The sequence below is a fragment of the Streptomyces sp. NPDC048825 genome (assembly GCF_043198355.1).
GTDB lineage: Bacteria > Actinomycetota > Actinomycetes > Streptomycetales > Streptomycetaceae > Streptomyces > Streptomyces xiangluensis.
This window is the reverse complement of sequence record NZ_JBICUR010000013.1, coordinates 235369-258724: the sequence shown is the minus strand read 5'-3', so window position 1 is coordinate 258724 and position 23356 is coordinate 235369. Positions and strand designations below refer to the sequence as shown.

The following is a 23356-nucleotide window of genomic DNA, read 5'->3' as shown; positions in this document are numbered from 1 at the left end:
GCAAGACCTCCAGGGCGGTTGAACAGGAACCTGCAAGGAGAAGACCGGTCAGAGGGAGATCAAAAAGAGGCCAGAGGGAGGTCAGAGACAGAAAAACAGCAGGATGTTGGCGGAAAAAATAAGCAAGAAATGGTACGTCAAGGTCCAATTCAGGCGCGTGCACGTGCATCTGCCCTTGCATCTGCCGTACGCATTCGGAACCATGGTCCCGCGCCACCGCTGCATCGCAACGACCGCGAATTCCCGGGAGTGCCTCGCATGGGGACGAATGGATCGACCATGCTCGAGCCGTTAAGGCAGGGGCTTCCGCCACTGGATCCCGCGGCCGTGTCCAACGCCGCTTCTTGCGCTCTGCCCGCCCGCTACGAAGCGGTGCGCGACGCACGGAAGTTTACGCGCGGAACCCTGGACGAGTGGAACATCGGCGACCGCTTCGACGACGTGTGCCTGGTGGTCTCGGAACTCGTCACCAACGCGCTGCGGCACGCGCTGCCTTCGGACACCCCCCGCGCGCCCGAGCTGGGTCCGCCCGTGCGGCTGCACTTGATGCACTGGACGGGGAGACTCGTGTGCGCCGTGCGCGACCCCAGTCACGACAGCCCGGTGGCGCGCGACTCGGACGACTTCTCCGCGGAGTCGGGGCGCGGACTGTTCCTGGTGGACTCGTTCGCCGACAGCTGGGGATGGCACCCGCTCGCGGGCACGCTCAGCGGCAAGGTCGTATGGGCGCTTTTCCGGCTCCATTCGGCCGACTGAGGAACCGCGGCGCTTTTTCGCGCCGCGGTTCTACGCGCGTTACGGTGCGCGAGGTGGCGATAGCCCTCAGTTGCCCGCCACCAGGTGGTCGAACTCGCCGTCCTTGATGCCCAGGAGCATGGCCTCGATCTCGGCGCGCGTGTAGACGAGCGCGGGCCCGTCCGGGAAGCGCGAGTTGCGCACCGCCACCTCGCCTCCGGGCAGCCGGGCGAACTCCACGCAGGAGCCCTGGGAGTTGCTGTGCCTGCTCTTCTGCCAGGCCACCCCATACAGCTCCGTGGCAGCCATGCCGTTGTACACGTCGTGGTCCACAGGTCGCTCCCCGGTGGCGCAGTGGCGTCTTGGTGCCAGTGATGCGATGGTCAACTGACCCGGATCATAGCCCTCTTCACGTGCTGATGCATGGGCAGATGCACGTGCACGCGCGGTGGTTCTGCGGTTACAGCGCCCACGCACGCCTCACACGTTGGCAGTCGCTCCAGCGCCTGCCCCGGAGATCGCATCCCATGCGGCCTCCGGCCCCGTACTGGTCGAATTCCCCTTGCTGTAGGAACAGACGTATCCCGCACGGTTTGTGTTCCATTGAACAGCCGCCGAACTGACCGGCCGTCAACGACAGCGGCCCCCCACCGACGGCAGGAACACCGCTGGTGGAGGGCCGCTGGGGTGGCGCGTGGCTACCGTGACGCGTACGGCAACAACGCCATCTCCCGTGCGTTCTTGATCGCGCGCGCCAACCGGCGCTGCTGCTGGGAAGAAACTCGGGTGACCCGTCGGCTGCGGATCTTGCCCCGGTCCGAGATGAACCTCCGCAGCAGGTCGGTGTCCTTGTAGTCGATGTACGTGATCCCGGCCGCTTCCAGCGGGTTGGGGCGGGACTTCTGCGGCTTGCGGTCGGGCTTGCGGGGCATGGGTCAGACCTCCAGGAGGGTGTCGAAGGCGGGCGGGAGCTGTTTCCAGGCGGTGCGGCCCGCTGCGTACTCCGCCTCGGTCAACAGGCAGGATTCGAGGAGCCGTTCAAGGCCATCGCGGTCCAGGCCAGGCGACGTGAAGACCAGGTGCTGGCAGCAGTCGCCGTGCTCCGGGTGCCAGTCGAGGGCTGCCGCAGCGCGGCGCACCGGCGGCACCATCTCCCAGGCCGCGTCCGGCAGCGAGGCCAGCCAGGGGCCCGCGTTCTCGACGCACAGGGCACCGCCGGCCGCGTCCCAGTGCAGCAGGGTGTCGGGCCGGTCGGCGAGCCAGAACCGGCCGCGACTGCGGGCCGCGGCGCAGGTCAGGTCCTCCAGCGCCGCGTACAGCCGCTCCGGGTGGAAGGGGCGCCGACGGTGCCATACGAGTGTGGAGACCCCGCACTCGTCGGCCTCGGCCGGCAGCAGTGCACAGGCCGGGTGCTGGGCGGCAGCGGCGGCGTCCACGTCGAAGCCCGCCAGCGCGGCAGCCGCCAAGTCACCGCGGCCGAGCCGGACTTGGCGGGCGGTCGGATGGAGCTGGGCGAGCAGCGCCCGGTCCTCGTCATCGGCCTCGTCGGACTCGGCGACGGCGAGCACGGGCGCGTACTCCAGCTGACGTGCGAACGTGTCGGCGATGGTGCGCTGGTCGGTGGCGGCAGCGGCGAGGCCCGCCTCCGAGAGGTCGTCGCCGTTGCCGAGATACGGCAGGACCAGCGCGGGGTCGACCGCCGTGATCACGCCGGTCAGCCGGAGCCCGGCGCCCGCGACGACCTCGGCCATCGCCTTCGGCTCGACCGACTCCCACAGCTCGACGACCGCGAGCCGGGTCGTCCCGTCCTCCGCGAGCCGCTCCAGCTCGGGAACCAGGTCCTCGCGCAGCGCACAGCACGCGCAGTCGTTGACGAGCGGCGCCTCACCGATCGACACAGGGCCGCCGCTGTCGCGGATCGTGCGAACGACCGTGCCCTGCACGGCCGTCGCGAGGTCATGGTGCAGCGCGACGGCACCCGGGACATCGGCGAGCAGCCGGTCGACGGCCGCCCTGCGCGCATCGGCGTGCAGGCCGCCGACGATGGCGACGGACAGCATCAGCCGGCCTCGCGCTTCCCGTACCGCTTCTCGAAGCGCTCCACGCGTCCCGCCGTGTCCAGAACGCGGGCCGTGCCCGTGTAGAAGGGGTGGCTCACGTTCGAGATCTCGACGTCGACAACCGGGTAGGTGTTGCCGTCCTCCCACTCGATCGTCTTCTCGCTCGTCATGGTCGAGCGGGTCAGGAAGGCGTGGTTGGCGGCACGGTCGCGGAAGACGACAGAGCCGTACGCCGGGTGAATTCCCTCACGCATCGGGATCAGCGCTCCTCTCGGAAGTCGACGTGGCGGCCCACGATCGGGTCGTACTTGCGCAGGGTCATCCGGTCGGGGTCGTTCCGCCGGTTCTTGCGCGTGACGTACGTGTAGCCGGTCCCGGCCGTGGACCGGAGCTTGATGACCGGACGGAGTTCGTTGCGTGCCATGTGGCTAGTATATGAAAACGGATCCCGTTTCCAATAAGCTGCCCAGAGAGAACGCAGAGAGGTACGTCACCATGTCCGCCCACTGCATGCTGACCGGAGCCCAACCCGGCTTCGGCAACACCATTTCCCACTCCCATCGCCGTACGTCCCGCCGCTTCGACCCCAACATCCAGAGCAAGCGCTACTGGCTGCCGAGCGAGGGCAGGCACGTACGGCTGAAGCTCAGCACGAAGGGGATCAAGACCGTCGACACGCTCGGCATCGAGGCGGCCGTGGCCAGGATTCGTGCCCGTGGGGTGAAGGTCTGATGGCAAAGAAGAGCAAGATCGCGAAGAACGAGAAGCGCCAGGAGATCGTCGCGCGGTACGCGGCCCGCCGTGCCGAGCTCAAGGAGATCATCCGGAGGCCCTCCTCCTCGGTGGCCGAGAAGCTCGCCGCTCAGGAGGAACTGCGCAGGCAGCCGCGCGACGCCAGCCCCACGCGCGTACGCAACCGGGACAGCGTGGACGGACGGCCGCGCGGGTACTTGCGCACCTTCGGGCTCTCGCGGGTGAATCTGCGTGAGCAGGCGCACGCGGGCTTTCTCCCCGGGGTCCGCAAGTCGTCCTGGTAGACGGTCCTGGTATACGCACTGGTAGCTTGCGGTCGTTACAGCGACATTCTTTGGCCAGACCCTTGGGGGCTTCAGTGACTTCGGCGACCTTCTCGCGCAGGCAGGCGCGGTTCGCGTCCGTGGCGGCGGGGCTGGCTGCCGCGCTCGTCCTGACCGGGTGCAGCAGTGATTCCGACGGGAACACAGCTGGGGACGAGGCCTCGTCGCCTCAGCCGGGCGCGGCGGCGAGCTCGGCCGACGCCGACGGGGGCTCCGGCGGCAGCTCCGGTGGGGGTGCGGCCGAGGCCGACGGGGTGGAAGGCAGCTGGGTCACCTCGAAGGAGGACAAGCTCGTCGCGTTGATGATCGACGGTGCGAAGGTCGCGATGTTCTCGACGGGCGGGTCCGTGTGCAGTGGGACCGCCCGGGAGACGTCGGGCGAGCAGAAGATCGCCCTGCAGTGCACCGACGGCAACAAGGACCGGGGCCAGGGTGTGATCGACTCCGTCAACTCCTCGACCATGAAGGTGACATGGGAGGGGTTCGGCGAGGAGACGTACACGCGGTCGGAGGACGGGAAGTGGCCTGAGGGGTTGCCTACGGCGAGCTTGGGGTCCTGAGTTCTTCCCCGATGCCGACTGACGGTCCGTGGAATCCATCGGGTTCCGCGGGCCGTTCGGCTTTCCGGGGTGCGGTTTCCGGGTGCGGTCAGGGCAGTTGCTGATGTCGTTCGACCTGGGCACGGTCCGCAGCCTCGGCCCCCTGGGTCCAGCCTGCCGCGTCGTTGACGCCGCGCAGGCGGGTCGTGGTCGTCTCCGGGAACAGGCGGTCCGTTCGGTCGGTGACCGCGGCCTCGCGGGTGGCGAGGACCGGGAGGAGGTCTTCGGTCACCTGGGTTTCGGTGGCGGACGTCAGACGGGTGGCGATGCGGTGGGCGTACGCCGCCAGGAACGACTGCCGGAAGGTCTTCGTACGGCGGCGGCCGGACGCGCGGGCGGCGGCCTCCGCCTTCGTCATCGCGGCCGTGGCCTGCACGAGCAGTGAGGTGTGGAGGAGTTCGACCGCCTCCAGGTCCGGCTCGAAACCGACCACCGTGGAGAAGCCGAGGGCTTCGTTCCACACGGCGCGGCAGCGGTTCGCGGCGGCGACGGCGTCGAGGAGCGTGGCCTTGGCCGTCTCGTACGGCGGGTCGATCCCGATCCGGCACGCGCCGGGTGCGTCGGCGGCGGGCGTACGGGCCGCGAGCACGGCCTCGTCGATACTGTGCCGCGCCATCAGCTCCTGCGCCTTGCCGGTGAGCGCCTCCGCCTCCTCCGGGAAACCCGTCGCCTCCGCCTTGGCGAGGAGGGCGCGGATACGGGGAAGCATGCGGGACTCGGGCGTTTTGCGGGTCGGCTTGCTGGTCGGGTCGTCGAGCGGTTCGAGGGCCGGCAGGCGGAGGAGCAGGCGGTACAGCTCCAGTACGGCGGTCGCGTACGAGAAGCGGTCAGTACGTTCCGTTCGTACGGTGCCGGGGTCGAGCTCTTCGAGCTGCGCCGCCCATCGCCGTCCGCGCGGCTGCTTGTGGCGGGCCTCCGCGCCGAGGATCAGGCCCGACACCAGGCGTACGTGCGCCTCGGCCAGTTCGCGTCGGACGATCCGTACGACATCGGCGGGCTGCCAGCCGCGCCGCCAGGCCGTGGCGATGAACTCCTCGCCGCACAGGGTGAGTTCGGCATCGGCCGAGGGGTCGGCGGCGAGCAGGGACGCGCCTGTGTCGAGGGCCGTGTCGGTGGCGGCGTAGAGGGCGGTTTCGAAGGCGCGGTCCACGGTGCCGGGTGTACTTGTACTCACGTGTTCGATCGTGTCACGGCTCTTCGGGGTGGAGGGCGCCCCGCAGGAGCAGCGCGTGTACGAGGTGGTCGGGGGTCGTCGGCCGGTAGCGCCATGTGAGAGGCCAGGTGAGGCCGTTGAGGGCGGGGACCGGGATATACGAGACGCGGTTCGGGCCTGCGGTGAGACGGGTCACGCCGTCGGGCCAGGAGCGGTAGGACGTGCTGCCGACCGGCACGAGGAAGTAGACCGCACGCCTTCCGTTGGCCTCCTCGACCACCGGGCCGGGGATGCCGCCCGTCATCCGCGCGAGGCGATCGGCGAGGGCTCGGCCTTCGTCGCCGTCTACGCGTACGGCGTCGAACTGGACGCCTGCTTTGCGGAGTTGGATGCCCCTGGCGGGAATCCAGTCGGGGATTTCGGGGCCGAGTGGGGGTTCGTCGAGGTTTAGCTCGTCACTTTGGCGGAGCTGGACCGCCTGCTGTACGTGGCGAGCGACACGGGCAGCACCCTCCCGCCGTCCTGCCGAGTACCGGCGCAGATCGTGCGCGCCGCGCGACTGCTGCGCGAGCACCCCGTGACGCACGCAACGGCCCGTACCAGCCCCGATCTCCTCCTCACCGCTCTGACCAGACCGGCCACCGCACTGCACACACGAGCCCTGTACTGGGTGCAGACCCGCCTCTACGAGTGGCGCCCCGGCACGGACCACTCGACCACGTGAGTGCAGGGTAGGAACCTTCATGATCACCACCAGGGTCATGCCCGTCCGCCACCAGTCCCGGCGTGTCGCCCATCATCGCCGCAGGTCAAGCCGACGGCGCTCACCTGGACTTCCCTGGACCTGCTCACTGAAATTCGCTGCCCGGAGCACCCCTGTCCGGCGTGGCTTCCGGCCGCGATCAGCGCCGATCGTCTGGGCGGGTCCGCCCTGCACCGTTGGGGTGCGTGATGGGGTGAGCGGTCATCGGCGCACGGAGCCTCCGACATAGGCGCGTCGGGGGTTGAAGACGGCTCGTACGGCAGCTTCATCGCCTTCGATGTCGACGAGCCCAAGGGTGTCGTCGAGGGTGAGCACACCCGCTGCCAGCCCGAGAACGATCGAGGCGTCAGCGCGCACGACGGCATCGAGATCGCGACCATCATGCAGGCTCACCTCTGTGCCCGAGCGCGTTGCCCGCACCTGGAGCTGCTGGCCGTCGACCGCGATCCCCACCGTCGATGACCGGTGTGCGGCCGCCCTGCCGACGAGCAAGGCCCGGAGGCCGACGACGAGCCATTCGGCGCGGAAGCGGTCGCCGCCCGGTCCGCGCACCATGAGCGGCGTGGACCAGCGGATGAGGCCCTCGATCGGCTCCCGCAGCTCGGCGCCCCATGGGGTGAGCGCGTACACGATGGCGTTGCCCTCCTCGGCCAGGCGCCGCTCGACCACTCCGGCGGTCTCGAGGTCGCGGAGCCGGTCGGTGAGCAGGTTCGTGGCCACACCAGGCAGCCCCTCGTGCAGCTCGCGGTAGCGAGCGGGAGCCATCAGGAGCTGGCGGACGATGAGCAGGTTCCACCGGTCGCCCACGACATCGAGCGCCCGGGCGAGGCCGCAGTACTGGCCATAGCTTCGACTCATGCCGCTACTTTACAATCTAAAGTCAGCCTGACAATATCCAGCACACGGCGAGAGGAGTGTGGTCATGGCTGACGGGGGAAGGCCGACGTGGGTCGATGACGAACTGTTCCCGTTCGAGAGCCGCTTCGTCACCATCGACGGGCACACCGTCCACTACGTGGACGAAGGATCGGGGCCGACGCTGCTGCTGCTGCACGGCAACCCGACCTGGTCGTTTGTGTATCGCGACGTGATCCGTGCCCTGCGGGACCAGTTCCGCTGCGTCGCCCTGGACTACCCCGGCTTCGGACTGTCCTCGGCCCGCCCGGGCTACGGGTATCTCCCCGAGGAGCAGGCCGCCGTGGTCGTGGCTTTCCTCGACCGCCTGGACCTGTCGGGTGCCACGCTCGTCGTACACGATTGGGGAGGGCCGATCGGTTTGTCCGCGGCCGAGCAGCGGCCAGACAAGTTCGAACGCCTCGTCCTGGCCAACACATGGGCGTGGCCGCTCAACGGCGACCTGCCCGTCGAGCTGGCCTCCCGCCTCCTGGGTGGACCGGTCGGACGCGAACTGACAAGGCGGTTCAACCTGTTCGTCAACGCGATGATCCCCGCCGGGCACCGGCTGCGACAGCCGACCGCCGACGAGATGGCGCACTACCGACAGGCTCTCGCTACTCCTGGGCGACGTGGCGCGTCGGCCGTGCTTCCCCGGCGCATCACCGCCGACCGCGCCTTTCTCGCCGGTGTCGAGGCCGGGCTCCCCGACCTCGCGTCACTCCCGACGCTCATCGTCTGGGGCGACGCCGACCTCGCTTTCCGCGCCAAGGAGCGACAGCGATGGGAGCAGGTCTTCGCCGACCACCACACCGTCATCGTCGAAGGCGCCGGCCACTTCGTGCAGTCCGACGCACCCGACCGGTTCGCGGCGGCGATCCGCGACTGGCGGTTCGCGCCCGGCCGGGGGCGCACACCCCCGGCTCGCGAGGACATCCGGCGGAAAACGGCAAGGGAGCCGTAGTGGCCTATGACGTGCACCTGGCCAACCGTGTCCGGGAGCTGCCGGTGGACGGCTCGCCTGTGGCCGAACAGACGATGTTCGGCGGACTCGCCTTTCTCGCAGCCGACAAGGTGGTAGTGACGACGAGCGGCCAAGGCGGCCTTTTGGCGCAGGTCCGATGACGGGCACCCCCATACCCCAGGCGAGGCCAGACCCTGACGCCCAGGAAGGTACAGCCATGCTCCCGGCTCCGGCGCACAGTGGTGCACCCGACACCCTGGCCCAGGCTTGTGCGGCGTTGCGGGACGTTGTCCCCAGCCTCGTCACACTTGTGCGGAGCGTCCCCGACGCCGACTCCGTTTCGGTCGGTGCGTGGACGGTGGGCGATGTCGCGGCTCACCTGTCTCATGTTTTTCGCTTCGACACCGACGCCCTCGCCGGAAGATCGGTCCCACAAGCCACAGTGACGCCGACGGGAATGGCCGAGGTCAACGCGAAGATGTTGGCCGAGGACGGCGAACGGGACCCAGCCGTACTCGCAGATCGCATCGCCACGCTTGCAAACGAGTTCAACGACGTCGCGTCGCGTTCGCGAGCAGCCACCGTCGATTGGCTGCAAGGTGTCCGCCTGCCGCCTTCGGCGGTGGCGTGTCACCTGCTCGAAGAATGCCTGATCCACGGCCATGACATCGCCACAGCCACTGGGCGCCCGTGGCCGATACGACGTCACCACGCTCTGCTCGCGGTCGAGGGCGCCGTGCTTCCGCTGATCGCGGCTCTGCCGCCCACTGCTTTCGTGAACCAGGAGAAGGCGGGATCCTTCCGAGGTCGGGTCGAAATGCGCCTGCGCGGTGGCGGACGCACGGTGCTTGTCTTCGACCGCGGTTCGTTGAGGCTCGACGCGGGGTGCGCACGTGACGTTGACTCCCACATCTCTGCCGACCCCTCAGCTCTCATGCTGGTGTTCATCGGCCGACAAGGAATATGGAAACCGCTTCTTGGAGGAAAGCTCGCCGCCTGGGGTCGTCGGCCATGGAAGCTCGCCCGCATGCTCACCGTCATAAGCCCCCCGTAGCACGTTCGTCGGCCGATCGACCAGCAATACTGACAATATGGAACATTTGGGTCGTGCCCGAGCGTCACCGACTTTGCTGGGCCCCGCTATACGGCCCCGAAGACCGGGTGAGGTCGGGCCTTGGGATGGTGCCCCTGACCGAGGGGCGCACCCCGTCAGGGGCACGAAGCCAGCCAACCGCCGGAGGCAACCCGTCTCAGTTCGTGAAATTCGGTCGCGTCCCGTAGCGGCGGCGCAAAGCATGCACGCATGGTCGACACTTCCCTCTACGCAGCGTTTCTGGTTGCCGCACTCGCATTGGTCGTGAGTCCAGGGCCCGACATGATGTTCATCGTGGCGATGGGCGGCCGTGGTGGTCCGGTCGCGGGGGTGATGGCGGCTGCCGGGGTGGCCTTCGCGATGCTGGTGCATGCGGTGGCCGCGATGTTGGGGCTCTCAGCGCTGTTCAGTGCCCTGCCGACCCTCTACCACGTACTTCGCTGGGTGGGAGCGGCGTATCTCCTCTACCTTGCGGTCAAGGCGTTCAGAGACCGCTCCGTGCTGGTCGAGGAGGGCGGCACCCTCGGTCCGGGCCGGCGGCGCGCTTTCTGGCAAGGCGCGGTCACCAACCTTCTCAACCCGAAGGTGATTCTCTTCAACGTGGCGTTCCTGCCGCAGTTCGTGAATCCCGAACTAGGGCACGTCATGGGCCAGTTCCTCATCCTCGGCGCCACCCTGGTGGTCATCGGATTCGCCTTCGACGCCTCGGTCGGCCTGCTCTCCGGGCGCCTCTCCAACCTGCTGCGCCGCAGCCGCCGGGTGGCCCGGGGTCTGAACATCTTCAGCGGGACGGTCTTCACGGGGCTCGCGGTCCGACTGCTCGTGGCTTCACCGAAGTAGCGGCCTTCGGGCCGCGAGCGCGAGATTCACCGTCAACCCAAGGTTGACACCTCGGCACCGTCAACCTACGGTTGACGCATGACCGAGAACTCAGCTGTCACGGCATCCGTACGTCTCGACGACCTCATCCAAGCCATCAAGAAGGTCCACACCGACGCGCTCGACCAGCTCCAGGACGCAGTGATCGCCGCGGATCACCTCGGCGACGTGGCCGACCACCTGATCGGTCACTTCGTGGACCAGGCCCGGCGTTCGGGCGCGTCCTGGACGGACATCGGCAAGAGCATGGGGGTCACCCGGCAGGCCGCCCAGAAGCGGTTCGTGCCGAAGGGCGAGTCGGACCTCGACCCCAGCCAGGGCTTCAGCCGCTACACGCCACGGGCCAGGAACGTGGTGGTCGTCTCCCAGAACGAGGCCAAGACCGCGGGCAACGACCAGATCCGCACCGAGCACCTGGTCCTCGGCCTGCTCGCCGATCCGGACGGCCTCGGGGCGAAGGCGATCACCGCGCAGGGCGTCACCCTGGAGGCCGTGCGCGAGGCCGCGACCGCCGCCCTGCCGCCGCGCGCCGAGGACGTACCCGCACTCATCCCCTTCGACAGCAACGCCAAGAAGGCCCTCGAACTCACCTTCCGCGAGGCCCTCCGGCTCGGCCACAACTACATCGGCACGGAACACATCCTGCTCGCGCTGCTGGAGCACGAGGGCGGTACGGGCGTACTCAGTGGACTGGGCCTGGACAAGACGGCCGCGGAGGCCAGCATCGCGAAGATGCTGGAGAAGGTGGCGAAGGCTCTCCGGGAAGAGGAATGACTCAGCACTAAAAGCGCAGGTCACGAGCCTGTCAGACCCCGTTGTCAGACCTGCCTGCGAGACTCGCCGTCATGAGCGACCGGTGGGCTCTCGCACCGGCCGAGGAGGGCGGAGCCGAGCTCGCCCCCCTCGGCTCGGACGGGCTGCCCGCGGGGCCGGTCGTGAAGGAGCCGGACCTCGTCACGGCCGTGCGCAGCCGACCGCAGGTCGCCCGCTGGGTGTGGCGGGCGACGGCCGAGGTCTACCCCCGGCTCCTCGACGCGGGCATCCGCGTAGAGCGGTGCTACGACATCGAGGTCGCCGAGAACCTCCTGCTCGGCCACGAGGGGCGACTCGGCGAACCCCGGTCGGCGGCAGCCGCGCTCGCGAGGCTGCGCGGCGGCCCCGTACCGCCGGATCCACCGCAGCGTTCCGCCGAACCGGGCTCGCAGTCCTCGCTGTTCGAGCCGCGCCCCGTACACGTACCGCTGGAACAGCTCATAGAGGTGTACGCCGATCAGCAGCGGCGGCACGACGCGACCGCGCACCCCGACAGGACGCGGCTGCTGACCGCCGCGGAGTCCGCGGGCACGCTGGTGGCCGCCGAGATGAACGCGTCCGGGCTGCCGTGGAGCGCGGACGTGCACCGCGAGGTGCTGCACGAGCTGCTCGGCGAGCGGTATGCGGGCGGGGGCGAGCCCAAGCGCCTTGCCGAGCTGACGGACGAGGTGTCGGCCGCGTTCGGGCGCCGGGTGCGGCCCGATCTGCCTGCCGACGTGGTGAAGGCCTTCGCGCAGGCCGGGATCAAGGTGAAGTCCACGCGCCGGTGGGAGATCGAGGCCGTCGACCATCCGGCGGTGAAGCCGCTGCTGGAGTACAAGACGCTGTACCGCATCTGGGTCGCCCATGGCTGGTCGTGGCTGCAGGACTGGGTGCGGGACGGGCGGTTCCGGCCGGAGTATCTGCCGGGCGGGACGGTCACCGGGCGCTGGGTGACCAATGGCGGGGGCGCGCTGCAGATCCCCAAGGTGATCCGTCGCGCCGTGATCGCCGACCCGGGCTGGCGGCTCGTCGTGGCGGACGCCGACCAGATGGAGCCGCGCGTACTGGCCGCGATCTCGCGCGACCCGGGCCTGATGGAGGTCGCGGGTCGGGAGACCGACCTCTACCAGTCCGTGTCCGAACGCGCCTTCGCCGGCAACCGCGACCAGGCGAAGCTCGCGGTGCTCGGCGCGGTGTACGGCCAGACCTCCGGGGACGGCCTCAAGAACCTCGCCGCGCTGCGCCGCCGCTTCCCCAGGGCCGTGGCGTACGTGGACGAGGCGGCGCGGGCGGGCGAGGAGGGACGGCTCGTGCGTACGTGGCTGGGGCGGACCTGTCCTCCGGCGGTGGGCGCCGCCGACTCGGCCGAGGAGGCGGGGATTCCGCAGGACGAGCCGCCTGTCGAGGCCGTCGACACTGAGGAGTGGGTGCCGGGGTACGCGTCCACCAACTCCCGCGCGCGTGGCCGCTTCGCCCGTAACTTCGTCGTCCAGGGCAGCGCCGCCGACTGGGCTCTGCTGATGCTTGCCGCGCTCCGGCGCAGCTGTGCGGACCTGGCCGCCGAGCTGGTCTTCTTCCAGCACGACGAGGTGATGATGCACTGCCCGGCCGAGGAGGCGGACACGGTGGTCACGGCGATACGGGAGGCGGCGGACCTGGCGGGCCGGCTGACGTTCGGCGAGACGCCGGTGCGGTTTCCGTTCACGACGGCGGTCGTGGAGTGCTATGCGGACGCCAAATGAGTGCCTTGGCTCCGCTGGAAGCACGGTGATGAATCTGGGGCCGGCTATACCGCACCGGACGTCACCAAGGCCGCCTGAAACGGCGGCCTCAGATGACCGGCGGTCGCCCCAGCCGTGCGAGATGCCACACGGTGCGCCAGCGCATCGGCCGCCGTTCGCCGCCCGGCTCCCGCAGGCCCTCCACGAAGCCGCCGAACCAGGCGCGCAGACCGCCGACGGAGCGCGTACGCAAGAGGGTCAGCGCGATCCAGACGCCCAGGTGGACAGGGATGAGCGGGAGGGGCAGCCGGCGCCGGGTCAGCCAGACGCGGTTGCGTGCCGTGACGCGGTGGTAGATGGCGTGCCGGGCGGGAGAGGTTTTGGGGTGCTGGAGCAGCAGTTCAGGGACATAACGGATGGTCCAGCCGGCATCCGCGGCCCGCCATGCCAGGTCGGTCTCCTCGTGTGCGAAGAAGAACTCCGCGGGCCAGTCGCCGATCTGCGCGAGCATCTTCATCGAGAAGGCGTGCGCGCCCCCGAGGAAGCCGGTCACGAGCCCGCCGCGCAGCGGGTCCTTGGCGCCCAGCCGCGGCACATGGCGCCGCTGCGTCTCGCCGTGCTCGTCGGCGATGCGGAAGGCGACGATGCCGAGGCGCGGATCGGCGGCGTACAAGTCCCGTACCTTGCTGAGGACATCGGTGTCGACGAGCAGACCGTCGTCGTCCAGTTCGACCACGACGTCCACGTCGCCGAACTCACGCAACCGCCGCAGCGCGACGTTCCGGCCGCCCGGGCAGCCGAGGTTCTCGTCGAGCTCGATCGTGGTGACCTCGCAGGGAAGTCCGGTGAACTCGGGCAGGGGGCAGCCGTTCCCCACGATCACGACTCTCGCCGGCGGGAGGTCCTGCTTGGCCACCGAGACCAGCAGCGCTTCGACCTCCGCGGGCCGATTCCCCATGGTCACCACGGCAACAGCGATCCGCGGTTCGACCGCCACGACGCCCACCCCACTCACTCGACAACGGGGACGATGCTAGCCGTTAACGGTAAGGACGTCTTAAGTACATTCTGAGTTCGAGGCTGTGTCGGCAGGCAGGAGCGGGCAGGAATCCGGGCTCCCCTTCGAGGTACGTAAGGAGATGAAGACGCGCTCACGGCGTACGGCCTTCGTGCAGCCTTCGTACGGTCTTCGGCGCATTCGTTCTGCACGCGAGTCCGACTTGTCCGTTCAGTCCCGAGCGCGCACGCTGAGGACTAACCAGGACTATCACTGACATGACTGGCGCGAATTGAGCGAACGATGGACACCGTCGCCACAGCCACCATCAGCCCACGGGGCATCGTCACGGGCTGGAGCGAAGGAGCTCGCCGGCTGCTGGGCTACAGCGCGCCGGAGATCGTGGGGCGCAGGGGGGCCGATCTGCTCGCCACCGTGGGACTCTCCGACGCCACCGGTTACGCCCTGGCCAGTACGCAGGAATGGAGCGGTACGGCAGCCCTCCGCCATCAGGACGGTCACCGTCTCGATCTGAGCCTGCACTCCTCCCCCTCGCTGGACCGGAATGGCGAGACGGAGGCGTATCTCGTGACCGCCACCACGGACGTGCCCCAGCCGACATACGGCCACGAGGCGGACGACGGCGAGGTGGTGGAGTGGGCGTTCGCCCAGTCCTCGATCGCCCTGTCCGCCTTCACGAAGGGTTCGGGGTCGCACGGGTGGCACGTCACCATGTCGGCGCAGCACACCGGCCAGTACACGAACGAGGGAGTCGACACAGACGAGGACGACGAAGGAGACGAGGCATTCCTGCGGCACATCGACCAGGTGGCCGAGCAGGCCACGCCGATGCGTTACGAACGCCACATCGAGGCCCCGTCCGCCCCCTCCTCCTTCCGCGAGCACGCCCGCGTCACCGAGATGTGGCCCGTCCTGGATCCCGTCACCGGCAGGGTGTGCGGGGTCGGCACCGCCACGTTCGACAGCAGCGAACAGCACTGGGCGCGGCAGCGGCTGGCCCTGCTGAACGAGGCGGGCGCCTGTATCGGCACCACCTTGGATGTGACACGTACCGCTCAGGAACTCGCCGATCTGGTCGTGCCCCGGCTCGCCGACTTCATCAGTGTGGACCTGCTCGACTCCGTGACCCGCGGGGACGAACCGGTCGCGGGACCGGTGGATGCGGACGTGGTGCTGCGGCGGATCGCGCACGCGTCCAGCAGCACCGAGGGGGCGCCCGAGGCGGCGGTCGACCTCGGCGAGGCCGACACCTATCCCCCGTACTCGCCGCCGGCGCGCTGTCTGGCCACCGGGCGGGCGGTGCTCAGCGGGGCGAACGATCCCGACTTCGTGCGGTGGATCGGGCAGAGCGAGGCCAGGAGCGCGAGCGTACGCGGGCGGGGTTTCCACTCGATCATGGCGGTTCCGCTGCGGGCCCGCGGGATCACGCTCGGGGTTGCCCTCTTCGCCCGGGGCCGGTCCTCGGATGCCTTCGCCGAGGACGATCTGGTGCTCGCCGAGGAGCTGGCGGGGCGGGCGGCCGTCGGCGTGGACAACGCACGCCGTTACACCCGCGAGCGCACCAACGCGCTCACGCTGCAACGCAGCCTCCTGCCGCGCGAGTTCCCCGAGCAGGCGGCCGTCGAGGTCGCGTTCCGCTATCTGCCGGCCGGTTCGGGAGCCGGGGTGGGCGGCGACTGGTTCGACGTGGTACCGCTCTCCGGGACGCGGGTCGCCCTGGTCGTCGGGGACGTGGTCGGCCATGGGCTGCATGCCTCGGCGACCATGGGGCGGCTGCGTACGGCGGTCCGTACGCTCGCCGACGTCGATCTGCCGCCGGACGAACTCCTCACCCACCTCGACGACCTGGTCACCCATCTCTCCACGGACGACGACATCCTCAACGCGGACCTGCCGGACCTCGGTGACTTCGGCGAGATCGGCGCCACATGTCTGTACGCCGTCTACGACCCGGTCTCGCGCGTGTGCACCCTGGCCAGCGCCGGCCATCCGCCGCCCGCCGTGCTGCGGCCCGACGGCACGGTCACCCTGGTCGAGCTCTCGCCCGGGCCGCTGCTGGGGGTCGGCGGGCTGCCCTTCGAGTCCACCGAGATCGAACTGCCCGAGGGCTCCCTGCTCGCCTTCTACACCGACGGGCTGGTCGAGGCCCGCGACCATGACGTCGGTGCCGGACTCGACCGGCTCTGCAAGGCCCTCGCCTCCCCCGTGCCCTCGCTCGACGTCACCTGCGACGCCATTCTCAAGGCGCTGCTGCCCGACAGCCGTGACGACGACGTAGCCCTGCTTCTCGCGCGTACCCGCGCGCTGCACGCCGACCAGGTCGCCGCGTGGGCCCTGCCGTCCGACCCGGCGATCGTCGCCGCCGCCCGCGCCCAGACCTCCCGCCAACTGGCGACCTGGGGCCTGGAGGAGGCGGCGTTCATCACCGAGCTGGTGGTGAGCGAGCTGGTCACCAACGCCATCCGGTACGGAGCGGTCCCCATCGGCCTGCGCCTCATCCGCGACCGCGCACTCATCTGCGAGGTCTCCGACGCCAGCAACACGGCTCCCCATCTGCGCCGCGCCCGCATCTTCGACGAGGGCGGACGCGGACTGCACATGGTCGCTCAGCTCACCCAGGGCTGGGGCACCCGCCAGACCGCCACGGGCAAAACCATCTGGGCCGAACAACCACTCCCGGTCAGCTGAAGATGAGCGGACGGACGGGCGAGCCGGGGACGGAGACGGGGGGTGGCGGCCCAGGGCGTGAGGATGTCGCGTCGGTCCCCGGCGGTGGCCGTACCCACACCCTCGGGCTGCTCTATCCACCCGCCCGTCGTCGCCGGCACTACACCGCGATGCAGCTCGACTTCATCGGCGGGGTGGCCGAGACCGCCACGGAGTACGGCTACGACCTGTTGCTCTCACCCAGCGAATCCGAGAACGATCCCTCCTTTCAGCGGATTCTCACCGAACGGCGGGTGGAGGGGCTGATCGTGATGGAGATCCGGCGGGAGGACGACCGGGTCGAGCATCTCGCCAAGGCCGGGTTTCCGTTCGTCACCATCGGCAGGAACCGGCGGGCGGACGAGACCGGATGGGTCGATCTGGACTTCGCCGGGCTGGCCGACAGTTGCGTACAGCACCTCGCTGACCTGGGGCACAGCCGGATCGCCTTCGTCAATCGCTCGGCGCAACTCTTCGACAGCGGGTACGGCTTCGCACACCTGGCGGTGGAGGGCTACACCGAGGCCATGGCGCGGCTGGGGCTCACCCCGCGCGCGTATCTCTGCGACGAGGACATCGCCGGGGGCGAGGCGGTGCTGGAGCGGATCCTGCGGGACGACCCGGCGACCACCTCGGTCGTCACCATGAACGAGGCATCCCTCGGCGGTCTGTACCGCGGGCTGACGCGGCACGGCCGTGCCGTACCCCGGGACTTCTCGGTCGTCGGCGTGGCGGCCGGGCGCTGGGCGGAGCAGGTGACACCCGAGCTCACCGCGGCCGAGATCCCCGCCGCGGAGATGAGCCGGGTCGGTGTCGAGCTGATGGTGGAACGGCTCACCTCGCCCGGTGCGCCTCCCCGGCATGTCCTGCTGAAGCCGCTCATCTCCCTGCGCGCGAGTACCGGCAGGTGCAGGGCCGTGCCCGGTACGGAGCCGGAGCCGGAACTCCCCGATTTTCCCGACATACCGGATTTTCCAGGTTCCGATTTCTGAGCCGAGTACATGCGTTCATGAATTCCTGAGCCGAGTGAACTTCTGAGCCGAGTCCCTGCCGAGTACACGCAGGCGAGTTCTGATCCACACGCTGATGGGAGCCTCCTATGCCGTCCACCACTGACCGCCGCGCCTTTGACCGCCGTGCCTTTCTGCGTACCGCGGGTGCGGGAGCCGCCACCCTCGGAACGGCCGGGGCCCTGGCGTCCTGCAGTTTCGGAAATACCGGAAACTCAGGGAACACAGAGCAGGGAAGCGGAGGCACGACCACCCTCACCTGGTGGGACTACTTCACCCTGGAGAACTTCCAGCCCGGCATGAGAGCCCTCATCGAGGACATCGAGGCCAACGTCCCGGACGTACGCATCGACCGCCGCACCTTCCCCTTCGCGGACCTGGAGCGGCAGATCACCCTGGGCGCGGTCTCCGGTGACCTCCCGGACCTCGCCATCGTCGACAACGTCGCGATGAACTCCCTCGGCGGCAGCGACCTGCTGGCCGACCTCACCGACCGGGTCGAGGAGTGGGGCCAGGCCGACCAGTACTACAAGGGCCCCTGGGCCGGCTGCCAGGTCGACGGCAAGACCCTCGGCATCCCCAACAACAGCAACTGCCTCGCCCTCTACTACAACACCGAGATCCTCCGGTCCGCGAACGTGAAGCCCCCCACCACCTGGGACGAACTGGCCGCCGCGGCGCAGCGGTTGACCAGCGGGAACCGGTTCGGCCTGGCGATGAGCGCGATCAGGACCGAGGAGGGCGTCTTCCAGTTCCTGCCGTTCCTGTGGCAGACCGGCGGCGACCTGGACACCTTCGCCACCGACGGAGCGACCGCGCTGACCTTCCTCGACGACCTGGTCGCCAAGGGCTCGCTGTCCGAGCAGTGCGTGGGCTGGACCCAGCAGGACGTCAACACCCGGTTCATCGACGGGCGCGCCGCGATGCAGATCAACGGCCCCTGGCAGATCCCCACCCTGAAGAAGGAGACGGATCTGGAGTGGAGCGTCGTCGCCCTCCCCCGCGACAAGGCCGCCGCCACTTGCCTGGGCGGCGAGAACTGGGTCGTGATGGCGAGCAGCGAGAAGCAGGACAAGGCGTGGGAGGTACTGGAGTACACCCAGCGCCCGTCGGTCCTGGTGCCGTACCTGGACTCGTTCGGCAACCTCCCCTCCCGCAAGGACCTTGCCGATGAGGGCACTTGGGCCTCCGACCCGGCCCTGCGGCTCTTCCTCGGCCAGTTGTCCCTCGCCCGCCCGCGCACATACGGGCCGGGGTACCCGGACATCTCCCGGGCCGTCGCCGACGCCGAGCAGGCCGTACTCACCGACTCCGCCGCGCCCTCGGCCGCGGCGAGGACCGCCGCCGGGAAGATCGACGAGGCGCTGGAGCGGCGGTGAGACCACGCCGTACCAACGTTTCACGCTCGCCCTCGGCCCGCCTGAGACGGACCGGGTACCTCTTCACCCTCCCCGGCCTTGCCTTCCTCGCCCTCTTCCTGGCGTACCCCCTGCTCTACAACGCCTGGACCTCCGTGCACGACGTGGGCCTGAGCGGACTGCTCGGCGGGGCCACGCGGTTCAACGGCCTCGCGAACTACCGGGCCACCGTAGCCGACCCGGACTTCTGGCACGCGGCCCGGCTCTCGGTGGTGTTCACCGTGGGCTCACTGCTGTTCCAGTTCACGATCGGCTTCGCGCTTGCCCTGCTCTTCGCCCGGCCCTTCCCGCTGAACGGCCTGCTTCGGTCACTGCTGTTGGTCGCCTGGCTGCTGCCGCCGGTGGTCAGCGGCACCCTCTTCCGCTGGATGCTCGACGGCGAGTCAGGCGCGTACAACGCCCTGCTGCGAGCCGTCGGCCCGGACACCCTGGCGCGTGACTGGCTGATCGACCCCGGCACCGCCCTGGCCGGGGTCGTCTTCGCGAACGTATGGGTCGGCGTGCCCTTCAACATGCTGCTGCTCCTGGTCGGACTGCACACCATCGACCCGGAGCTGCACGAGGCCGCCGCCATCGACGGGGCGAGCGCCTTGCAGCGGTTCCGCTGGATCACCCTGCCACTGATGCGGCCCGTCTCGGTGACGGTGCTGCTGCTCGGCCTCGTCTACACCTTCAAGGTCTTCGACATCATCTTCGTGATGACGGGCGGCGGCCCGGTCGACGCCACCAGCGTCCTTTCGCTCTATGTGTACGAGGTCTTCTTCAGGTTCTTCCGGTTCGGCGAGGGCGCCGCCGCCGGACTGCTGCTGCTCGTCGTACCGCTGCTCGCGGGCATCGGCTACGTACGGCGACTGCGCCAGGAGGAACGGGAGGAAGGGGCCGTATGAAACCGGCGCGCCGCCCCTGGCTGCTCACCGCCACCGCAACGCTGATCACCGCCGCCTTTCTGCTGCCGGTCTACTGGATGATCAACACCAGCCTCATGCGGCCGGACCGGATCCTGGGCGAGTCCCCGCGGTGGATCCCCGCACCGGTCACCACCGAGAACTACTCGGCGGCATTGGACGACGCCCTTCTCCAGGCCCTGTTCAACAGCCTGGTGATCTCCTGCGGAGTGGTCGCGCTCACCCTGCTCTTCGGCGTCCCCCTCAGCTACGCGCTCGCCCGGGTCCGGATGCGCGGCTCCGGCACCATGGTGTTCGCGCTGCTCGTCGCCCAACTGCCGCCCAGCATCGTGCTGGCAGCTCCGTTGTTCATCCTCGAACGCCGGGCCGGTATCGACGACACGTACATCGGTCTGATCGCCGCCGACACCACCCTCACCCTCCCGTTCGCGGTGATCGTGCTGCGTCCTGTACTGCGCGGCGTGCCGAGGGACCTGGAGGAGGCCGCGCTGGTCGACGGCTGTGGTCTCGCGGGCGTACTGCTCCGTATCGTCCTGCCGCTCATGGTGCCCGGCCTGGTGGCGGTGGCCGGGCTCTCCTTCCTGATCGGCTGGGGCGAGTTCGTCTTCGGCCTCACCCTCGCCAAGGAGCCCGGCGTACAGCCCGTCACCGTCCTCCTCAACTCCTTCGTCGGCCAGCACGGGACCGCGTGGGGAGCGCTGATGGCCACGGCCGCTGTCGTGTGCGTTCCGGTGGTGTGCGTCTTCGCGATCTTCCAGCGCTTCATTGTGGGCGGACTCACGGCGGGGAGCATCAAGGGCTGAGGGTTTGGGGAGAGTTGGCGCAGAGGCCGGGCGCCGGGACCGGTCCCGGAGGTCCTGTACGACGCTGATGGGGCTGTGGGGCTGTGGGGCTGGGAGAGGGTGGGTGAGGGTGGGTGAGCGTCATGCGGCTGTGGAGCTCCTTCCTCGCCGTGGCGGGCCAGGGCACCACCGTCAACCTGTACGACCTCACGCCCCAGGACTGGCTCCCCTCCAGGACCATGGGCTCCTTGCGACGCCACGACCTGACAGAGGTGACCAGGCTCCAGCAGTACCCGGACCTCGGCCACACGGCCCGACAGGCGCTTGATCTATTGTCAGCCTGCCTGGTCCACCGCTTCCAGCACGACATCGGCATCGGGGACGACGCGGATACAGCGGTCTTGTCCGACCACGACATCGCGCTCGGCGGGGACGGACACCTCACCCTCGGCCGGGCCGGAACGGAGTGAGGCCGATGCGGGTACGGATCGCTGTGCTGGTGGGGCGAGCGTCCCGGTGGCGCCTCAGGTCTCTGGTGACCGTGCTGCGCGCGGCCGACTCCGGTGCGCCCGCGGCCATACGTGCTGTCGCGGACGCCCTCGAGTCCTTGGGCCCCGAGACGGTGTGGGAGGCCTGGGTGTCGCCGCTGGTGACCGGACCTGGGAGGCGGCGGTGGGACTCCCCGCTCGTGGCGGAGCTGGCGGACGGTTCGACGCCGGTTCCCGATGTGCTCGTGGACGCTGCTTGGTGCGACTGGCTCGATGGCCACGAGGCCGAGTTGTGGTCACTTCTGAGGCGTTGGAACCGCGCCGCAACGACCTCCGAGAGCGAGAAGGTGCGCGTCCTCAGCCGTTTCGCGCTGAGCGACGACAGCGGGGCTGTCGATGCGCGGTTGCTCGTCGATGCCGCCACCCGCTTCGGGCACCCCCTCGGTGAACGGGCCCGAACCCAACTCCTGGCACTGAGCGATCCCGAGGTCATCGACCTGTACTGCACGGCGGCGCTCAACTCGCCGGAGGCGGCGGCGTTCTGCGCCGAGCACCATCTCGCCCCCTCGGACGAGGTACAGCGCGCCGTCTTCTTCGTACGGACCGGTCAACACGAGCAGTATCGGGCACTGGATCCTGAGGGGGCGTTTCTGGCGCTCGGGTATCGGGGCGCCTCCGCCGAGGAGCGCTCGGCGTTGCGGGAGGCGATGACCGCATTCGGCGGCATTGACGCGCTCCGGGTGCTGGCGGGGCAGCGTTCCGCGCAGGGCGACATCGCGTCGCTCACCGAGCAGGAACGCGCGTACTTGGTACGGCAGTTGAAAGAGCAGCGGGACTGGGACCGATTGTGGTCGTTCACCCTGCTGCTGCCGCTGGCGGAAGCTGTCCGTACGGTTCGCACGTTCGAGGGCTGGCGCCCCGCCGGAGAGGAGGACCGCGACGCGTTCGAAGCACTGCGCGCCGCGGATCCACAGGCTGTGGACGGCTCCATGAGCATCCTGTCCGGAGCGGCCGAGCCTTCGCCCGCCCCGCACACCCGGATCAGGCTCGCCGACCTCGACGAGAGGCTCGCTGGTATCACTGACCTCGATTTCTCGCCGGACGGTACCCAACTCGCCTTCGTGGGCGACGGACCCCCTGCCGAGGAACCGATCCTCGCCCGGGCGGGGATCGTGGACCTTGGCAGCACAACGCTGTCGCGGCTGCATTGCGACTTCACAGATCCGCTGGACCGAGTCGCGCATCTGGGCTCCGGGACCATGGTCGTCGCGGAGGCCGATCCGTACTACGTGGATTACCGCGCGGAGGGGGGAAATCACCGCAGGCCGAAGATCCACCATGTGGACGGCAGCGGTGTACGGGCGCTTGACCCGGGAGTCGACGAAATCATGGGCCTGAAGCGCATTGCCGGAGACCGTGCCTTCGCCGTGTCCGCACTGCTCAGCAAGGCGGATCTTTCCGATCACCCGGTGTTGTTCATCGGCGGGCCCCATGGTGACCTCGCCGCCAGCGGAGTACTGGACGGTCTGGGCGAAGACTTCGAACCGCTGATCGCCGCGGTGGATCCCGGCGGTCGGCTCATCGCCATAATCGACGTCTTTGAAGCTGCCGTGGTCGCCGACCTCGGCAGCTTCGTGGTGAACAAGCTCGACGACGGCTCGGGAACGATGGAGAACATCCCCACACCACCCGTCGCCCTGTCGCCGTCCACCCTCGTCAGCTGCACCAATACGGGCGAACTGAAAGTGTGGCACGAGCCGCTCACCTCCGCCGAACCTTCGATGACCATCCCCGTCTGGTCACCTTCGGCCGATGTGACGGAGCTCGCCTGGTCGCCCGCGCTGAACCGGTTCGTCGCGGTCAACTTCACCCACGAGCTGCACCTGGAACTCCTTGATGTGCCGCCTACCCGCGACGCTCTCGTACCCGACGAGCTCATATCCGAGCGAATGGCGCTCAACGACGAGGTAAGCACGGCCCTCATCACGCGACTGTCGCCGAGGGGCGACGTGCTGGCCGTGGGAAGTGCGGACGGCACGATCGACCTTTACATCCTGACCACCTTCCCCCTTCGCCCGTTCATCGCCCGGCCCATGGGCCTGATGACCCATCAAGAACTGGGCCAAGTGGTCGAGGTGCAGAAGCACCCCCTACTCGACGAGGCGTCCCGCACGACGCTGACCCTGCTGAAGGCATGCCTGGAGCACCGGTTCCGGCACGACGTGGGCCTCGGGAACGCGGCGGGCACAGCGGTCGCGGGGGACTTCGAGATCGAGCTGGGCGAGGTGTAGGGAGCG

27 protein-coding genes are annotated in these 23356 nt (G+C 69.2%); 18 read left to right on the top strand and 9 right to left on the bottom strand.

What is annotated here, in order from left to right; all coding sequences use genetic code 11:
* Positions 1 to 258: 258 nt before the first annotated feature.
* Positions 259 to 756: an ATP-binding protein gene (locus ACGFNK_RS29780; RefSeq protein WP_393420801.1), complete on the top strand. Its 498-nt coding sequence runs from the start codon at positions 259 to 261 to the stop codon at positions 754 to 756.
* 66 nt (positions 757 to 822) lie between these two features.
* On the opposite strand, the gene ACGFNK_RS29775 is transcribed toward ACGFNK_RS29780, so the two are convergent.
* From ACGFNK_RS29775 to rpmG, 5 genes are all read right to left on the bottom strand, one after another.
* Positions 823 to 1044 carry a DUF397 domain-containing protein gene (locus ACGFNK_RS29775; RefSeq protein WP_165266060.1) on the bottom strand — a complete coding sequence of 74 codons (222 nt, stop codon included), beginning with the start codon at positions 1042 to 1044 and terminating at the stop codon, positions 823 to 825.
* 389 nt (positions 1045 to 1433) lie between these two features.
* Complete coding sequence (gene rpsR, locus ACGFNK_RS29770; protein WP_393420799.1) at positions 1434 to 1667, bottom strand: 30S ribosomal protein S18; 234 nt, start codon at positions 1665 to 1667, stop codon at positions 1434 to 1436.
* A gap of 3 nt (positions 1668 to 1670) precedes the next feature.
* Positions 1671 to 2795: a CobW family GTP-binding protein gene (locus ACGFNK_RS29765; protein WP_393420797.1), complete on the bottom strand. Its 1125-nt coding sequence runs from the start codon at positions 2793 to 2795 to the stop codon at positions 1671 to 1673.
* Positions 2795 to 3049 carry a type B 50S ribosomal protein L31 gene (locus ACGFNK_RS29760; protein ID WP_386347463.1) on the bottom strand — a complete coding sequence of 85 codons (255 nt, stop codon included), beginning with the start codon at positions 3047 to 3049 and terminating at the stop codon, positions 2795 to 2797. Before ACGFNK_RS29760 ends, ACGFNK_RS29765 begins: the two co-directional genes overlap by 1 nt.
* Positions 3050 to 3054: 5 nt before the next feature.
* The gene (rpmG, locus tag ACGFNK_RS29755; protein WP_344387972.1) at positions 3055 to 3219 is read right to left on the bottom strand and encodes a 50S ribosomal protein L33; all 165 of its coding nucleotides are present in this window, start codon (positions 3217 to 3219) and stop codon (positions 3055 to 3057) included.
* A gap of 71 nt (positions 3220 to 3290) precedes the next feature.
* Between rpmG and rpmB the strand changes: the two genes are divergently transcribed.
* The 3 genes from rpmB (at position 3291) to ACGFNK_RS29740 (ending at position 4431) form a co-directional block, all read left to right on the top strand.
* Positions 3291 to 3527 carry a 50S ribosomal protein L28 gene (rpmB, locus tag ACGFNK_RS29750; protein ID WP_393420794.1) on the top strand — a complete coding sequence of 79 codons (237 nt, stop codon included), beginning with the start codon at positions 3291 to 3293 and terminating at the stop codon, positions 3525 to 3527.
* Entirely contained in the window at positions 3527 to 3832 is a 306-nt protein-coding gene (rpsN, locus tag ACGFNK_RS29745; protein ID WP_393420792.1) for a 30S ribosomal protein S14, read from the top strand. Before rpmB ends, rpsN begins: the two co-directional genes overlap by 1 nt.
* A gap of 74 nt (positions 3833 to 3906) precedes the next feature.
* Complete coding sequence (locus tag ACGFNK_RS29740) at positions 3907 to 4431, top strand: hypothetical protein (RefSeq protein WP_393420791.1); 525 nt, start codon at positions 3907 to 3909, stop codon at positions 4429 to 4431.
* A gap of 88 nt (positions 4432 to 4519) precedes the next feature.
* Here the strand turns inward: ACGFNK_RS29740 and ACGFNK_RS29735 are convergent, their stop codons facing one another.
* The gene (locus ACGFNK_RS29735; protein WP_393420789.1) at positions 4520 to 5644 is read right to left on the bottom strand and encodes a DUF2786 domain-containing protein; all 1125 of its coding nucleotides are present in this window, start codon (positions 5642 to 5644) and stop codon (positions 4520 to 4522) included.
* A 13-nt stretch (positions 5645 to 5657) separates the two neighbouring features.
* A complete protein-coding gene (locus ACGFNK_RS29730; protein ID WP_393420874.1) occupies positions 5658 to 6041 on the bottom strand; it encodes a hypothetical protein in 384 nt (127 codons plus the stop codon).
* 159 nt (positions 6042 to 6200) lie between these two features.
* Between ACGFNK_RS29730 and ACGFNK_RS29725 the strand changes: the two genes are divergently transcribed.
* Entirely contained in the window at positions 6201 to 6347 is a 147-nt protein-coding gene (locus ACGFNK_RS29725) for a hypothetical protein (RefSeq protein WP_393420787.1), read from the top strand.
* Between the two features lie 240 nt (positions 6348 to 6587).
* Here ACGFNK_RS29725 and ACGFNK_RS29720 read toward each other — a convergent pair whose 3' ends face one another.
* On the bottom strand, positions 6588 to 7244 hold the full coding sequence (locus ACGFNK_RS29720; RefSeq protein WP_393420785.1) for a winged helix-turn-helix transcriptional regulator: 657 nt from the start codon (positions 7242 to 7244) through the stop codon (positions 6588 to 6590).
* Positions 7245 to 7308: 64 nt separating this feature from the next.
* Here ACGFNK_RS29720 and ACGFNK_RS29715 point away from each other — a divergent pair, with 64 nt between their 5' ends.
* From ACGFNK_RS29715 to ACGFNK_RS29690, 6 genes are all read left to right on the top strand, one after another.
* A complete protein-coding gene (locus tag ACGFNK_RS29715) occupies positions 7309 to 8244 on the top strand; it encodes an alpha/beta fold hydrolase (RefSeq protein ID WP_393420783.1) in 936 nt (311 codons plus the stop codon).
* Positions 8244 to 8405 carry a hypothetical protein gene (locus tag ACGFNK_RS29710; RefSeq protein WP_393420781.1) on the top strand — a complete coding sequence of 54 codons (162 nt, stop codon included), beginning with the start codon at positions 8244 to 8246 and terminating at the stop codon, positions 8403 to 8405. The genes ACGFNK_RS29715 and ACGFNK_RS29710 overlap by 1 nt, the downstream gene beginning before the upstream one ends.
* The gene (locus ACGFNK_RS29705; protein WP_393420779.1) at positions 8402 to 9298 is read left to right on the top strand and encodes a maleylpyruvate isomerase N-terminal domain-containing protein; all 897 of its coding nucleotides are present in this window, start codon (positions 8402 to 8404) and stop codon (positions 9296 to 9298) included. The genes ACGFNK_RS29710 and ACGFNK_RS29705 overlap by 4 nt, the downstream gene beginning before the upstream one ends.
* Before the next feature lie 249 nt (positions 9299 to 9547).
* Positions 9548 to 10177 carry a LysE family translocator gene (locus ACGFNK_RS29700; protein WP_393420777.1) on the top strand — a complete coding sequence of 210 codons (630 nt, stop codon included), beginning with the start codon at positions 9548 to 9550 and terminating at the stop codon, positions 10175 to 10177.
* A gap of 78 nt (positions 10178 to 10255) precedes the next feature.
* Positions 10256 to 10990, top strand: coding sequence for a Clp protease N-terminal domain-containing protein (locus ACGFNK_RS29695; RefSeq protein ID WP_393420775.1), 735 nt, complete (start codon positions 10256 to 10258; stop codon positions 10988 to 10990).
* Positions 10991 to 11061: 71 nt separating this feature from the next.
* Positions 11062 to 12753, top strand: coding sequence for a bifunctional 3'-5' exonuclease/DNA polymerase (locus ACGFNK_RS29690; protein ID WP_393420773.1), 1692 nt, complete (start codon positions 11062 to 11064; stop codon positions 12751 to 12753).
* An 88-nt stretch (positions 12754 to 12841) separates the two neighbouring features.
* Here the strand turns inward: ACGFNK_RS29690 and ACGFNK_RS29685 are convergent, their stop codons facing one another.
* A complete protein-coding gene (locus ACGFNK_RS29685) occupies positions 12842 to 13690 on the bottom strand; it encodes a glycosyltransferase family 2 protein (RefSeq protein WP_393420872.1) in 849 nt (282 codons plus the stop codon).
* A 342-nt stretch (positions 13691 to 14032) separates the two neighbouring features.
* On the opposite strand from ACGFNK_RS29685, the gene ACGFNK_RS29680 reads away from it, so the two are divergent.
* The 7 genes from ACGFNK_RS29680 to ACGFNK_RS29650 all read left to right on the top strand — a co-directional run bounded on the left by ACGFNK_RS29680 (position 14033) and on the right by ACGFNK_RS29650 (position 23350).
* The gene (locus ACGFNK_RS29680) at positions 14033 to 16438 is read left to right on the top strand and encodes a SpoIIE family protein phosphatase (protein WP_393420771.1); all 2406 of its coding nucleotides are present in this window, start codon (positions 14033 to 14035) and stop codon (positions 16436 to 16438) included.
* A gap of 2 nt (positions 16439 to 16440) precedes the next feature.
* Positions 16441 to 17448 (top strand): LacI family DNA-binding transcriptional regulator, encoded by a 1008-nt coding sequence (locus ACGFNK_RS29675; RefSeq protein WP_393420769.1) that lies wholly within the window; start codon positions 16441 to 16443, stop codon positions 17446 to 17448.
* 107 nt (positions 17449 to 17555) lie between these two features.
* On the top strand, positions 17556 to 18845 hold the full coding sequence (locus tag ACGFNK_RS29670; protein WP_393420767.1) for an extracellular solute-binding protein: 1290 nt from the start codon (positions 17556 to 17558) through the stop codon (positions 18843 to 18845).
* Positions 18842 to 19771, top strand: coding sequence for a carbohydrate ABC transporter permease (locus ACGFNK_RS29665; protein WP_393420765.1), 930 nt, complete (start codon positions 18842 to 18844; stop codon positions 19769 to 19771). Before ACGFNK_RS29670 ends, ACGFNK_RS29665 begins: the two co-directional genes overlap by 4 nt.
* Positions 19768 to 20592, top strand: coding sequence for a carbohydrate ABC transporter permease (locus tag ACGFNK_RS29660; protein WP_393420763.1), 825 nt, complete (start codon positions 19768 to 19770; stop codon positions 20590 to 20592). The genes ACGFNK_RS29665 and ACGFNK_RS29660 overlap by 4 nt, the downstream gene beginning before the upstream one ends.
* A gap of 122 nt (positions 20593 to 20714) precedes the next feature.
* On the top strand, positions 20715 to 21041 hold the full coding sequence (locus ACGFNK_RS29655) for a hypothetical protein (protein ID WP_393420761.1): 327 nt from the start codon (positions 20715 to 20717) through the stop codon (positions 21039 to 21041).
* A gap of 5 nt (positions 21042 to 21046) precedes the next feature.
* Entirely contained in the window at positions 21047 to 23350 is a 2304-nt protein-coding gene (locus ACGFNK_RS29650) for a hypothetical protein (protein ID WP_393420759.1), read from the top strand.
* The last annotated feature ends 6 nt before the right edge of the window (positions 23351 to 23356 follow it).